The sequence below is a fragment of the Mucilaginibacter sp. NFX135 genome (assembly GCF_048565145.1).
GTDB lineage: Bacteria > Bacteroidota > Bacteroidia > Sphingobacteriales > Sphingobacteriaceae > Mucilaginibacter.
Genome location: NZ_CP183412.1, coordinates 3995858 through 4010884, shown reverse-complemented (window position 1 = coordinate 4010884; position 15027 = coordinate 3995858). Strand labels below are relative to the sequence as shown.

12 protein-coding genes are annotated in these 15027 nt (G+C 41.1%); 8 read left to right on the top strand and 4 right to left on the bottom strand.

Annotated elements, in window-relative coordinates; genetic code table 11:
• Position 1: 1 nt before the first annotated feature.
• On the bottom strand, positions 2-1000 hold the full coding sequence (locus ACNURT_RS16595; RefSeq protein ID WP_419698651.1) for a nucleoside hydrolase: 999 nt from the start codon (positions 998-1000) through the stop codon (positions 2-4).
• A gap of 488 nt (positions 1001-1488) precedes the next feature.
• On the opposite strand from ACNURT_RS16595, the gene mtaB reads away from it, so the two are divergent.
• The 4 genes from mtaB to ACNURT_RS16575 are packed head-to-tail and all read left to right on the top strand — an operon-like array spanning position 1489 to position 5242.
• Entirely contained in the window at positions 1489-2808 is a 1320-nt protein-coding gene (mtaB, locus tag ACNURT_RS16590; protein WP_419698650.1) for a tRNA (N(6)-L-threonylcarbamoyladenosine(37)-C(2))-methylthiotransferase MtaB, read from the top strand.
• 29 nt (positions 2809-2837) lie between these two features.
• Positions 2838-4007 (top strand): prolipoprotein diacylglyceryl transferase, encoded by a 1170-nt coding sequence (locus tag ACNURT_RS16585; protein WP_419698649.1) that lies wholly within the window; start codon positions 2838-2840, stop codon positions 4005-4007.
• Positions 4000-4473, top strand: a complete 474-nt coding sequence (locus ACNURT_RS16580) for a GtrA family protein (protein ID WP_419698648.1) — start codon at positions 4000-4002, stop codon at positions 4471-4473. Before ACNURT_RS16585 ends, ACNURT_RS16580 begins: the two co-directional genes overlap by 8 nt.
• Positions 4451-5242, top strand: a complete 792-nt coding sequence (locus tag ACNURT_RS16575) for an inositol monophosphatase family protein (RefSeq protein ID WP_419698647.1) — start codon at positions 4451-4453, stop codon at positions 5240-5242. The genes ACNURT_RS16580 and ACNURT_RS16575 overlap by 23 nt, the downstream gene beginning before the upstream one ends.
• Positions 5243-5396: 154 nt before the next feature.
• On the opposite strand, the gene ACNURT_RS16570 is transcribed toward ACNURT_RS16575, so the two are convergent.
• Both ACNURT_RS16570 and purB read right to left on the bottom strand, forming a co-directional pair.
• Positions 5397-5948: a NifU family protein gene (locus ACNURT_RS16570; protein WP_419698646.1), complete on the bottom strand. Its 552-nt coding sequence runs from the start codon at positions 5946-5948 to the stop codon at positions 5397-5399.
• Between the two features lie 192 nt (positions 5949-6140).
• The gene (purB, locus tag ACNURT_RS16565) at positions 6141-7487 is read right to left on the bottom strand and encodes an adenylosuccinate lyase (RefSeq protein ID WP_419698645.1); all 1347 of its coding nucleotides are present in this window, start codon (positions 7485-7487) and stop codon (positions 6141-6143) included.
• Positions 7488-7736: 249 nt separating this feature from the next.
• Between purB and ACNURT_RS16560 the strand changes: the two genes are divergently transcribed.
• From ACNURT_RS16560 to ACNURT_RS16545, 4 genes are all read left to right on the top strand, one after another.
• Positions 7737-8348 (top strand): TetR/AcrR family transcriptional regulator, encoded by a 612-nt coding sequence (locus ACNURT_RS16560; protein ID WP_419698644.1) that lies wholly within the window; start codon positions 7737-7739, stop codon positions 8346-8348.
• Positions 8349-8436: 88 nt separating this feature from the next.
• Positions 8437-9786: a TolC family protein gene (locus tag ACNURT_RS16555; RefSeq protein ID WP_419698643.1), complete on the top strand. Its 1350-nt coding sequence runs from the start codon at positions 8437-8439 to the stop codon at positions 9784-9786.
• A gap of 27 nt (positions 9787-9813) precedes the next feature.
• Positions 9814-10920 (top strand): efflux RND transporter periplasmic adaptor subunit, encoded by a 1107-nt coding sequence (locus ACNURT_RS16550; protein WP_419698642.1) that lies wholly within the window; start codon positions 9814-9816, stop codon positions 10918-10920.
• 24 nt (positions 10921-10944) lie between these two features.
• Positions 10945-14382, top strand: coding sequence for an efflux RND transporter permease subunit (locus ACNURT_RS16545; RefSeq protein WP_419698641.1), 3438 nt, complete (start codon positions 10945-10947; stop codon positions 14380-14382).
• 66 nt (positions 14383-14448) lie between these two features.
• Here ACNURT_RS16545 and ACNURT_RS16540 read toward each other — a convergent pair whose 3' ends face one another.
• On the bottom strand, positions 14449-14994 hold the full coding sequence (locus ACNURT_RS16540; protein ID WP_419698640.1) for a hypothetical protein: 546 nt from the start codon (positions 14992-14994) through the stop codon (positions 14449-14451).
• Between the last annotated feature and the right edge of the window lie 33 nt (positions 14995-15027).

The following is a 15027-nucleotide window of genomic DNA, read 5'->3' as shown; positions in this document are numbered from 1 at the left end:
TTTATTTCCCTGTTTTAGGCTGATGCATGATCAGCGTATTTAAAACAGCTTCTATTTGCGGGATAGGCATTTTCAGTATTAAATAACGGTCCAGGGTGCCGGTTTTATCCCATTGGTTGCTGCCATCGCTGTTGCATATGATCTTACCTTTTACAACACTAAAATATCTTTCATAGCTGCGAACGGCAACCAATACAGCGGTTTCGTCCCAACTCATGCGGCCTTTGGAATCGTTAGGATCAAGCGGTATGCTTTTTTGGAATACATCCTTAACCGGTGAATTGGTAATAGACTTATTTTTTACAATAGGCAAACCGGTATGGATCTTTTCGCCGATCTCGAACCCGCTGAAAATAATGGGCGAAAGCCAGTTATCGAACGTTATTTTTGAAGAAACCGAATCTTTTTCGACATTAAACTCCCTGAATTTTCCCATTTCCCGGTTAAAACAGGCGGCCATACTCACCATGAGCCTTACTTTCTTTTTAACCAGGGCAGCGCCACTTAAGGGGGATACTTTATCTGGTTTTGATTGAAGCAGGTTAGCCATATTGGTCATAAACCCGATGGTTACTATAGTTACGCTTTGGTCGGGTTGTGCAGCCAGGATCCTGCGGTACAGTATTGTCGCATCCTCCGCCTCATTGTTGTCTTTTATCCGGTGCGGATACCTGTCAACAATCAGCGAATCCCATTTTTGCGCGCAGGGGATATTAACAGCCTTGCCCCGCACTACCCCAATGGGGATTCCCGGTCTTTTAAAATAAGTATTCAAAACACTCAGTACCGGCGCTATGTTACTGTATTGGTTACTGGCAATAGTGGCCAGGATGTGGCATTCGCCTTTATCGGCCAGGGCATGTAAAACAGCCATCGCTCCAACATCGTCATAGTCGGGCCCTATATCAGTATCCAATATAATGTTCTTTGGATGCTGTTGGGCAGAGGCAAATGTGCCGGTCATTATTGCAAAAAGTAGTAAGGCTATTTTAAATTTCATGTTGATGATCTATAACGAGGCCCGCTGAGGTATTTATCTAAAATAATATAATTTTAAATAGAAAAAGCCAGTCGCCTGACATCGATTTTTATAGCCCCAATAAATTGCGTATATTTGTGTATACAACAGCCCGGTTTTCTGATTTGTCAGAAAACCGGGCTGTTTGGTTAAGGGAAAATACAACCCCAAAACCGACCGTTTGGTATGTGGTTATTTGATAGCCAAATATTTAATACTTTTTAAACTTTTCAAAACCTATCAAAAATTTGTTAAAAAGTGTTAAATGGCATTAAAACATTGTTAGAGTGACCAAAAAGCGAGCCTTTTTACCTCGTTTTCGACTGAAAAAGTGTTAAAATTGAGGGTTTAAAAAGTTTTGAAGAGGCGGGATTGATCAAAGAACGGTATTGTATAATTGATGGTTTGTCATAACTCAATAATTCACTAACTCAGTAATTCAATAATTAATTATCTTTGCGCCCTTAAAGATGAATAAGAAAGTTGCTTTTTATACGCTGGGCTGTAAGCTCAACTATTCGGAAACCTCGTCTATCGGGCGCCTGTTTAACCAGGCCGGCTACGATACGGTGGAGTTTACGAATACCCCCGATGTTTTTGTGATCAACACCTGTTCGGTTACCGAGAACGCAGATAAAAAGTGCAAGAAAATAGTTAAGGAGGCGCTCAAAATATCGCCGAACGCCTATGTGACCATTGTAGGTTGCTACGCACAGCTAAAACCACAGGAAATAGCCGAAATACCGGGTGTAGACATGGTGCTGGGCGCCGCCGAAAAATTTCAGATCATTGATCATATTACCGATCTCACTAAGAAACCTAAGGCTGTAGTGTACAATCAACCGGTATCAGAAGCCAACGAGTTTGTACCCGCCTATTCCTTTGGCGACCGTACCCGTACATTTTTAAAAGTTCAGGATGGCTGTGATTATTCCTGTACTTTTTGTACCATACCGTTGGCCCGTGGCAGCAGCCGCAGTGATACCATCGAAAATGTGGTAGAACAGGCCCGGCAGATAGCTGCATCAGGTGTAAAGGAAATTGTATTGACCGGTGTAAACCTGGGCGATTTTGGTATACGTAATGGTAAACGCGAAGATAAATTCTTTGACCTGGTACAGGCTTTGGATGATGTAGAGGGGATAGATCGTTTCAGGATCTCGTCCATCGAACCCAACCTGCTTACCGACGAAATTATTGCTTTTGTAGCTGCTTCAAAGCGTTTTGTGCCGCATTTTCATATCCCTTTACAGTCGGGTTCTGATAAGATATTAGGCTTGATGCGTCGCCGTTACAAGCGTGATTTGTATGTAAACCGGGTAGCTAAAATTAAGGAACTGATGCCCGATTGTTGTATCGGTGTGGATGTGATCGTAGGTTTTCCCGGCGAAACCCGTGAAGATTTTGTGGAGACCTATAATTTTCTGAATGAGCTGAACGTTTCATACCTGCATGTGTTTACCTATTCGGAGCGGGAAAATACACTGGCCAGCCAGATGACCGGCGTGGTACCTGGTTCGGCCCGTGGTGAGCGCAGTAAAATGCTGCATATCCTGTCTGACAAAAAACGCCGGGCGTTTTATGAGAGCCAGCTGCATAAAACAGAAGAGGTTTTATTTGAGGGGGATATTAAAGAGGGCTATATGCACGGTTTTACCCGTAACTATGTGAAGGTACGTACCAAGTATGACCCCGTGCTGATCAACGAACTTAAAAAGGTACACTTAACAAATATTTCACCAGATGGTGATGTCGATATAACAGAAAGCGAAGAAATATTAGTGCATTAAAACACTATATTCGCTTCAAACTATAACCTATGTTTCCAACCATTACATCGCTTTTACAATATCTTTTTGGTATAAATATCCCTTTGCCTGTTCAAACGTTTGGCTTTTTTGTGGCTATAGCATTTATGGGCGCTTACTGGGCTTTTGCACAGGAATTTAAACGGAAAGAGAAATTAGGCATTATCCATTCATTCAAAAAAACGGTTACTATAGGCAAACCGGCCTCGGTTAATGAATTGGTTGGTAATGGTGTTTTTGGTTTTGTTTTAGGTTATAAACTGGTAGATTGTATACTGAACTACCGCATGCTTTTGGATGCTCCGCAGGATTTTTTATTATCCTTACGCGGCAGTTGGATTGGCGGGCTTATTGGAGCCGCCGCGTTTGCTTACTGGGCCTATCATGAGGCCGAAAAGCAAAAACAACCCAAACCGGTAACCAAGGAAGTAACAGTACATCCGCATGAGCTCATGGGCAACATTTTGCTTTGGGCAGCCGTTTTTGGCTTTGCCGGTGCCAAAGTATTTAACGCATTGGAGAACTGGGGCGAATTTATGAAGGACCCAGTAGGGATGCTGGTAGGCTTTAGCGGATTAACCTTTTATGGTGGTTTAATATGCGGTGGAGCAGCAGTACTATATATTGCCAACAAACATAATATTAAACCTCTGGATATGTTGGATATTGGCGGGCCTGGTATGATGCTGGCCTATGCTTTAGGTAGGGTAGGCTGCCAGATGTCGGGCGATGGTGATTGGGGTATAACCAATACCGCTCCAAAACCTGGCTGGTTGAGCTGGGCCCCTGATTGGATGTGGGCCTTTAAATTTCCGCATAATGTGAATGACGAAGGTGTGGCCATTCCGGGCTGTATTGGTAAGTTTTGCCATGAATTACAGTACCCGGTTTATCCTACATCGTTTTATGAAGTGATTGTTTGTTTATTGCTGTTCTGGGTTTTATGGAGCATCCGCGACCGTATAAAGCCTGCAGGCGTTATGTTTGGTATCTACATGATCCTGGCCGGTGTGGAACGCTTTTTTATTGAATTGATACGTGTAAACACTAAATATCATGTGGCAGGTATCAGCTTTACCCAAGCCGAGTTTATTTCGTTGCTGATGGTTGTTGGCGGTGCCGTTTTAATTGTGAACGGGTTAAATAAGGACAAAAAATCAGCTGTTTTAAAGCATGGCTAATATTAAGCAAGCCAATAAATTACTGGATAACCAGGTGGTCAGATTTGTGATCTCTGCAGGAGCAGGTTTTTTAGTTGACGTTTCAGCATTTTACCTTTTTTATCATAATTTGCTGGTACGGCATACTTACCAGATATTCTCGTTAACCGTTCGCAACTCCACTTTATCATTGGCCTTATCATTTTGTATGGGAGTGGTAGTAAACTTCCTGATCACCCGGTATATGGTTTTTACCGAATCAAAATTATCGGCGTACAAACAGTTTATCCGCTTTGCGTCGGTTGCCTTCATTGGTTTTTTCGCCAATTTAGCGGTGATAAAAATATTGATACAAGACTTTGGCATTTATCCGCCGGTGGCCAGAATAGGGGCAGCATTAAGCTTGTTCTTCGCGAGCTTTTTTGTACATAAGGCATTTTCATTCAGCTTATCATTACGCAAACATGCAACTCAAAAACATAACTGAACAGGTAATTGAGGTTTCAAAACAAGCCGGAGATTTTATAAGGCAGGAGCGTAAAACCTTTAATGCCGATAAAATCGAATACAAAGGTTTGAACGATCTGGTATCATACGTAGATAAAACCGCCGAGAAACTGATTGTGGAAGGTTTACGCAAAATACTACCGGAAGCAGGTTTTATTACCGAAGAAAAAACTACAACAACCGTTGGCGAAAGATATAACTGGATCATCGATCCTTTGGATGGTACCACCAATTTTATACACGGCATTCCTTCGTTTTCGGTAAGTATTGCACTTAAAGAGTATGATGAATTGGTGGCTGGGGTAGTATATGAGGTAAATCTGGACGAGTGCTTTTATGCCTGGAAAGGTGGGCCAGCGTATCTGAACGGTACCGAGATCAGGGTAAGTAACAACCAAACGGTAGCTGACAGTTTACTGGCTACCGGATTTCCATACTATGACTTTGGAAAGCAGGACGCCTATATTGCCCTGTTTGCCGATTTGATGAAGAATTGCCATGGCCTCAGGCGTTTGGGTTCTGCTGCTGTCGACCTGGTTTATACGGCTTGTGGCCGGTTTGACGCTTTTTACGAGTATAATTTAAACTCCTGGGATGTAGCTGCCGGTATAGTCATCGTAAGACAGGCCGGGGGCGAGGTAGTTACTTTTAACGGTGGCAGCGATGTGCTGGAAGCCAGGGAAGTTGTAGCAACCAACGGAAAGATAACAGGGGAGCTGGTGAAGTATATCCAAAAATATTTCAAATAAACACTAATTACACGAATTTGATCGAATTTCACTAATTAAAAATGGCACAAATTTAATTGAGTACCTATTAGGTTAATTCGATTAAATTTGTGCCATTTGCACACTAATCAATTCGCGTAATTCGAATCAATTAGTGGAATCCGCATCGATTATTTTATAGCGCTTCTGATACTACTTCGGTAACTTCAGGAACCATGCGTTTCAACAAGTTTTCGATACCAGCTTTAAGGGTAACGGTTGATGATGGGCAGCCACTGCAGGAGCCACGCAGTTCAACGGTAACTACTCCTTCGTTAAATGAGCGGTATGAAATAGCACCGCCATCCTGCTCCACAGCCGGACGAACGTAATCATGTAATATCTGCTGTATTTTCACTTCGGTTTCAGAACCTTCAAAGTTTGCTGCTTCTGCTTCTTCCTCTAATTGTATTTTGAGTTCAGATTCAACCGCGCCTTTTACAAACTCTTTCATAATAGGCTCTACATCACCCCATTCGCTACCTTCGGTTTTAGTGATGGTAACAAAATTACTGGCAAAGAAAACACCATTCACAAACGAGAATTTATAAAGCTCCTTAGCAAAAGGTGATTTTTCAGCACTTTCTTTTGTGGCGAAATCGGCACTGCCATTAATAAGCAACTTGTTCACAATGAACTTCATTGTTGCCGGGTTTGGCGTTAACTCTGTATATACGTTGATATTCATTTTAGCTTTCTGATTAAATCTTGAATTAACAAATTTAGGTAGCTTTTTTGTTTAAAGTTAGCTATTAATTAGTTATGACACATAGATGATAGATGACTTTATAATGTGCAGATGTGCAAATTTCAAATGGGCAAATGATAAATCAAACAATAATGCTTTCGTCCGCATATCTGCACATCTGAAATCCGCAGATCAAATCCCCGTATAATTTGCCGGTGTTATCTGTTTTAGCTCCTGTTTAATAGCTTCACTTATATTTAACGTATCAACAAAGGCTGCTATTGTTTGCGCGTTAATTTGTTGGTTGGTCCTGGTGAGATCTTTTAAGGCCTCATACGGGTTGGGGTATCCTTCGCGCCTTAATATGGTTTGTATAGCCTCGGCAACAACCGGCCAGTTAGCTTTCAGGTCGGCATTAATGGCATCCTGGTTTAAAAGTAATTTGCCTAAACCTTTTATAGTTGATTTGATAGCGATCAGCGTATGAGCTACCGGAACGCCAATATTCCGTAAAACGGTTGAATCGGTCAGGTCGCGCTGTAATCTGGAAACCGGAAGTTTGGCTGCCAAATGCTCAAATAAAGCATTAGCAATACCCAGGTTACCTTCGGAATTTTCAAAGTCGATCGGGTTAACCTTGTGCGGCATGGCTGATGAGCCCACTTCGCCTGCTTTTATTTTTTGTTTAAAATAATTCATGGATATGTAGGTCCACATATCGCGGTCCAGGTCCATGATAATGTTATTGATCCTTTTCAGTGCATCGCAATGTGCCGCAAAGTTGTCATAATGCTCTATTTGTGTGGTGAATTGTGAGCGGTTAAGGCCTAATATATCGTTAACGAAATGGTTGCCGAAAGCTTTCCAGTCATTTTTAGGATATGCTATATGGTGTGCATTGAAATTACCCGTTGCGCCGCCAAATTTGGCCGAGTAGGGCACTGCTGCCAATAATTCAAGCTGAGCCTCTAAACGCTCCACAAAAACTTGGATCTCCTTACCTAAACGGGTTGGTGAGGCTGGTTGCCCATGTGTATGGGCCAGCATCGGTATCTGATCCCAATCACGCGCGTAATTTTTCAAGACATTAACCAGTTCATTTATAGCGGGGTAATAGGTATTGTTTACAGCCAGTTTAAAGGTATAGGGTATGGCGGTATTGTTAATGTCCTGGGAGGTGAGGCCGAAGTGTATGAATTCTTTATAAGGCTCAAGTCCGCCTAATTTGTCAAATTCTTTTTTTATAAAATACTCAACCGCTTTTACATCATGATTGGTGGTTTTTTCGATCTCTTTTATGCTTTCGGCATCAGCCTCACTGAAGTTTTTATAGATATGGCGTAACTTTTCAGAAACGCCGGCATCAAAATGTTGTAATTGAGGCAGGGAACTTTCTGTTAAGGCAATAAAATACTCTATCTCAACAAATACGCGGTATTTGATCAGGGCGTATTCAGAAAAATAATTGGCAAGTTCAGCGGTGGTGTTACGGTAACGGCCATCAATTGGCGAAATTGCTGAAAGCGGAGAAAGCATCATGTTCTTTATAAATTTTGGCAAAGGTAAGAAAATAGACGGGCAGATACTCCATATGTTGAGGCGCGAATTGGAACTATAAAATATTTGCATTCCGATGTCCTATTTTAGGATGGTCAATGGTTATATAATAAAAAGCAGGGAAGTAGTTAAAACAAAGGGTATTAAATGAGTGCTTTGTCAGGCAATTGTATTTTCTAATGGAAACTTTGAAATCAAAAAATGTTTCCTTAGTTTTGACCCGGAAAGTCAATGAGTCAAACAGAGAGAATATTGCGCGGAAGCCTGGAACTGTTTTTAAGAGCAGGAATCAAGAGCATCACTATGGATGATATAGCCAAACATATTGGCATGTCAAAAAAAACCATATACCAGTTTTTTAAAGACAAAAATGAATTGGTTACCGCGGTGCTTAAAGGCCGGTTGAAAGAAGATGAGGATCAAATAAATGATATCATCAGTAAATCAAACGATGTAATAGAAGCGATGATCAATATGATGAAATGCTCTGAAGAAATATTTGCCGAGATGAACCCGACTGCAGTACATGATATGCAAAAATATCATCCGGAGGCCTGGGCTGAATTTCAAAAATTTAAAGCCGGAGTATTGATCAACACTATGGAAGATCTTTTGGTAAAAGGAATGAAGCAGGGTTACATCCGTCAGGATATCGATGTAAAGATAATTGCGCGGATGCGGGTGAGCCAGATAGAATTGGGTTTCAACACCGATATTTTTCCAATTGGAGAGTTTAATACCTGGAAGGTACAGGTACAGTTTGAGGATCATTTTAATTATGGGGTGTGCACTCTTAAGGGATACAAGCTATTAAACCAATACAAAAACATACACGAAGAGTAAATTATTAGCGCTATTGGCGGATATAATCTTTGAATCGGTAAGCATAAATAACTGAATAATAACACCAACTATACTATATAAAATAACAATGAAATATTTACTTTTTACGGCAACAGTATTTTGCGCTATAGCTTTCAAAAGTTACGCGCAGGAAGCGCCACCTAATAGTCAAACTTTTAGTTTTAGTATTCAGGATTGCATCAATTATGCCTACGAGCATCAGGACTCTGTTGTAAATGCAGGGCTTGATGTTAAAAGCGCGGAGTATAAGGTTAAAGAAACAAGGGGTATTGGTTTGCCCCAGATAAGCGGATCAGCTACTTTTCAGGATTACTTGAAAATTCCAACAACATTGCTGCCCGGCGAAGTGTTTGGTCAGCCAGCTGGTACTTTTATTCCTGTAAAGTTTGGGGTTAAATATCAGTCAAGCATTGGTGCAACAGCCGACCAGATACTTTTTGACGGTAGTTATTTGGTGGGTTTAAAGGCCTCTAAAACCTATAAGGAGCTTTCATTAAAGACCCTTACCCGTAATAAAATTCAAATTAGCGTATCAGTTACCAAGGCTTACTACCAGGTACTGGTTAGTAATGAGCAGTTAAGGTTAACGGATGCCAATCTTAAACAATTAAAGCAGCAGTATGATGAAACCGTAGCTCAAAACAAACAGGGCACAGTTGAAAAAATAGATGTAGATCGTATAGCTGTTCAGTATAATAATTTAGTAACCACCCGCGAGAATACCATCCGTTCCTTGGCCTTAAATTACCAGGTTTTAAAATTCCAAATGGGCATGCCTATAGAGAATGCACTTTCTTTAAAGGATAAACTGGAAGACATTAAGTTGGATGACACCGCTGATCTGGCTGCAGATACCTCATTTTATCATAACCGTATTGAATATAGCTTATCAGAAACAGGTGTTGCTCTTAAGAAGCTCGATCTCAAGCGTCAGCAATCACAGTACTTACCAACGCTGAAAGCCAATGCGAGCTATACCTCATCTTATCAGAATAATAGTTTTGGCAACTTGTATAAAATGAATTTCCCATCCAGTTACATAGGGCTTACACTCAACGTTCCCATATTTAATGGGTGGCAGCGTTTAAACCAGGTAAGGCAATCAAAAATAGCTGTTTTAAAATCCCAGAATGATTTAGAGAATTCAAAAAACGGGCTGAAGCTGGAAGCTAATAAAGCTAATGTTGCCTATGTTAACGGGCTGCAAAGCCTTAATAATCAGAAAAGAAACCGCGAGTTGGCTGAAGAGGTGTTACGTGTTTCTAAAATAAAATATCAGCAGGGGGTTGGTTCAAGTATCGAAGTAACACAAGCCCAAACATCTCTTGATGATGCAAACGATAAATATATACAAGGACTTTATGATGCCTTAATAAGTAAAGTTGACCTGGATAAAGCATATGGCCGCATTAAATAATTACTAAACCAACTATATAAAAAAGACATGAAAAGAATATTATTATACATACCGGCTTTCATTTTTTTGGCAGCTTGCTCTAATAAACCTAAAGATAAATCGGCAGAGTTGGCCGACTTGAAAAAACAACAGGCTGATCTGAATTTAAAGATTGTCAAGTTACAGGCCGAAGTTGGTTCAAAAGACTCATCTAAAACTACTGATGTAAGTACAATTGCTATAAAGCCTGCTCAGTTTACCAATTATGTACAAATACAAGGTAAGATTGACGCCCAGGACAATGTAACAGCTTATCCGCAAGCCTCGGCTGTTATTACCGCTATATACGTAAAAGTTGGGCAGCATGTAAGCAAGGGACAAACACTGGCCCAGTTGGATGATAATGTATTGAGACAAAACATAGCTCAAAGCGCGGCCCAGGTTGATTTGAACCAAACATTGTTCAATCGTCAAAAAAATCTTTGGGATCAAAAAATAGGCACTGAGGTACAATTTTTACAAGCGCAAACAACACTGCAGAGTAGTAAAAAAGCATTGGCGGCTTTAAAACAGCAGGCAAGCCAATACCGCATTGTATCTCCTATTAACGGAACTGTTGATCAGATGGATCTCAAATTGGGTCAGGCTGCTTCACCGGGCCAAACAGGTATCCGTGTGGTGAACGCAGATGTTTTAAAAGTGAAGGCCGATGTGCCCGAATCTTATGCAGGCAGCGTAAATACAGGCAATCAGGTAAAAATATCAGTGCCGGATGCCAATGACTCCCTGGTTACTAAAGTAACTTTTGCTGCTAAGGTTATTGACCCAACCTCGCGTAGTTTTGGCGTGGAAATAAAATTACCTGTTCGTAAAAGCTTGCGCCCAAACATGACGGCCATTATCCAGATAGCTAATTACTCTAAAGCTAACACTATTGTAGTTCCGGTTAAAGCTATCCTGAAATCAGAAACTGGTGATTATGTATTTGTAAACCAAAATGGCATCGCCAAAAAAGTGAATGTAAAATCAGGAGCAACCTATGGCGGTAATACCGAGATATTATCAGGATTAAAAGATGGTGATGAGCTGGTTACCGAAGGCGCTACCGAAATTGAGGATGGCGACAAAATTAAGGTATTACAGTCTGCTAATTAATTATAAACGTTTGATCTGTTGATTATGAAAGATCTGAATAAAGAATTTGGGCCCTCAAGTTGGGCCATTGACAACAAAACGGCCATATACGTGCTCATATTCCTGGTTACCGTGCTGGGGCTTATTAGCTATAATAATCTGCCGAAGGAAAATTTTCCGGATATAGCGCAGTCAAAAGTATTTATTACCACAAATTACCTGGGACAATCGCCGCAAAATATCGAGAATCTGGTTACGCGGCAAATAGAAAAACAACTAAAATCGTTAAAAGGGTTAAAAAAAGTTACATCAAACTCTGTTCAAACCGCCTCGGTGATCACGGCAGAATTTAATGCCAATATTGATATTAAGGATGCCAAGATAGATGTAAAGGATGCCGTTGATAAAGCCAAACAAGACCTTCCACAGGGTGATCAGAACCTAAAAGAATCCATTATTTCGGATATCAACGTTGCCGATTTGCCTATTTTATATATCAATATCTCTGGTAATTATGATCTGAAGAAATTGAAAGAATATGCTGATGTTTTAAAAGATGAAATTGAAAGCTATAAAGAGATTTCAAAAGTTGACGAAGTAGGCGCATTAACGCCTGAAATTCAGATTAATGTTGATTTGAATAAGATGGCGGCCGCCCAAGTCAGTTTCAGCGATATCACCCAGATGGTGGGTAACGAAAATATTCTTACGTCTGCAGGTACCATTAAATCTGATGGTGTACGAAGGGCCATAGATATTAAAAGGGATTTTAAGAATGCGGATGAAGTAGCCGCTATGGTTATTCGTAACCCTAAAGGCCAGGCTGTTTACCTAAGGGATATTGCCGATGTAAAGGATTCGTTTTTGGAACAGGAAAGCTACGCCCGCCTAAAAACAAATGACAATCCCAATTTTAAAAACGTAATTACGCTTAACGTCAGCAAAAGAGCTGGAGAAAACCTGATCGAAGCGTCAGATAAGATCAACGACCTGATTAAAGTAAAGCAAAAAACGGTATTTCCAAAAGGATTGGATATTGTGGTAACAGGTGATCAGTCTGACAAAACGCGTACTACGCTTAATGACCTGATCAATACCATCATCATTGGCTTTATATTGGTGACCGTGATCCTGATGTTCTTTATGGGGACAACCAATGCCGTATTCGTGGCGCTTTCTGTACCATTGTCATGCTTTATTGCGTTTTTGGTAATGCCGGCCATTGGGTTTACCTTGAACATGATCGTGCTATTCTCCTTCCTGCTGGCATTGGGTATTGTTGTGGATGATGCCATTGTGGTGATCGAAAATACGCACCGTATTTTTGCTAACGGTAAAGTGCCCATTAAACAAGCGGCTAAAATGGCTGCAGGTGAGGTGTTCCTTCCTGTGTTTTCGGGCACCATGACCACATTGGCACCATTTGTTCCGTTAGCTTTCTGGAATAGTTTGATAGGACATTTTATGTTCTTCCTGCCCATTACGCTGATCATAACTTTGCTGGCTTCATTGGTGGTAGCTTATATTATTAACCCGGTATTCGCGGTTGATTTTATGAAACCGCATCATGAAGGCGAGCATGATAACCCGAGGTTTGACAGGAAAACCACAATAACCGTGGGTGTTATGGCCGGATTAGCCATATTTAGCTATGCACTGTTCTTAGCAGGTATCTGGACAATGGGTATGGGTAACTTCCTGGTACTTGCCATACTTTTATATCTGTTGAACCACTTCTTTTTATTAAGAGTAATAGACAGGTTCCAGAAAAACGCATGGCCAAAGTTTCAGAGATGGTATGCAGATTTACTTGAAAAGGCGGTTCGCAGGCCGGTAATTATATTGTTTGGTACTATTGTATTGTTTTTCTTAACTATAGTATTCATGATAGCCAGGTCGCCTAAAGTTGAATTCTTTCCATCGGGCGATCCAAATTTTGCCTACGTTTATATAACTATGCCAATTGGTACAGATCAGGCTTACACCAACGAGGTTACCAAAAAGATAGAGAAACGCGTAGCCGAAGTAGTTGCACCTGATAAAGACATCGTGTCTTCCGTAATATCAAATGTTACTAAAGGTGTATCCGATCCGCAGGACGAAGATCAGGGCGATTATGAAAACAAAGGCAAGGTTACTGTGGCCTTTGTGGAATTTGGCAAGCGTAACGGCAAGGATACTAAAGTAGTATTGGCCAACATCCGTAAGGCCGTACAGGGTATACCGGGCGCTAAGATTGCCGTAGCGCAAGAAAATAGTGGGCCTCCAGTTCAGAAAGATATCAGTATTGAGATTGTTGGTGATAACCTGGATACGCTTGTTGCCACCGGAAACCGTTTAAAAAGCTATCTTGCTAAACAAAATATTGCAGGTATTGAGAACCTTATAGCCGATGTGCAAAGTGATAAGCCCGAGATTGTGTTTGATATTAACCGCGAGCGGGCCAACAGGGAGGGAGTAAGTACTTATACTATAAGCGATGCTTTGCAAACGGCAATATTTGGTAAACCGGCCGGTAACTTCAGGAATACAAAAGAAGATGATTATAAAATACAGGTAAGGGCTTTGGAGAGTCAACGTAGTAGTTTAGAGGAGTTGAAAAATATGAAACTCACTTACCGCGATCTGGCTATGGGAGGAACTATCCGTCAGGTGCCTATATCCGCCTTTACCGATATTCGTTATACCAACACTTATAGTAATATAAAACGTAAACAACAGCGTCGTGTACTTACATTGGGCTCCAACGTAATTAAACCGTTTAACGCTAACGAGGTTAACGCGAATATTTTACAGGCAATCAACAACTTTAAAAAACCCGATAATGTTATAATCAGGCAAGGTGGTGGTCAGGAAGATCAGATGGAAGCGATGAATTTCCTGTTGGGAGCTCTGGCTACCTCATTTGGGTTGATATTGATTATATTAATGATCCAGTTTAACTCTATAGGTAAAACATTTATTATCATTAGTGAGATATTCTTTAGTATTATTGGAGTGCTGCTGGGTGTAAGTATCTTTGGCATGACTATGTCTATTGTAATGACTGGTGTAGGTATCATCGCTCTTGCGGGTGTGGTAGTACGTAATGGTATATTGCTGGTGGAGTTTACGGATATGCTGATTGAACAGGGTGCAAACCTTCATGATGCCGTGGTAGAAGCAGGACATACCCGTATGACCCCGGTATTACTGACAGCTACTGCTGCCATATTAGGTTTAATACCATTGGCAGTAGGCTTTAATATCGACTTCGTGGGTATGTTCACTCACTTTGCACCTCACATTCACTTTGGTGGTGATAACGTAGCTTTCTGGGGCCCATTAGCGTGGACAATGATATTCGGACTTGGATTCGCTACAGTTATTACCCTGATATTGGTGCCATGTATGTACATCATCCGTTATAATATGAAAGCCTATTTATTTGGTAAAAAGTCGGTTGAGCCTCATAAAGAGCTTTTGGAAGCCGAAACGGTTTAATTAAATATAACAGGTAAAGCCGCGTTCTGAAAAGAGCGCGGCTTTTATATTTTGTCAATGGGTTTGTTAGCGTTTAAATCGCCTGATGAGACTTTGCAAGCGAAGTCGTTTAACCAGTTTATCAAATTTCCTTTCATGTTTGCTACCCGCGTCAAGCAGGTCATAAGCAATACCCGCGGTGGTTGCATATACCGCGTGGTGCAAGCCATCTATGGCAATGGTTTTGAAATCTTCTTGATAAACCGGAGGGGCGGCTTTAAATTTTGGCAGCATGATCATGGATGTACCCCAAACCGCACCAAAGTGGAGTAAAGTTGCAGGCAGGCCCTTTAAACCGGTAAGTGATATTAAGCCCCGCGATATTCCCCATATTGTTCCGTACGACCAGTGGATCTCCTGAGAAACTTTTTGTTTTTCATTCTGGCCAACCGGTTTCACCCCGGCCACTTCGCCGGCAACTTTGAGTGTGGCTTCACTCGGCTTACGTTTGGTGATCTTCATTTCGATCATTTGCGACAGAGTCATGGCAGCGGTTGCTGCCAAACCAGCCAGCAGACCTTTACCAATTGCGCCGCCAAGTTCATCCAGCATATTGTTTTCACGTAGTTTCATAGTTATGCTTATTGGTATACTATAATAACAGTA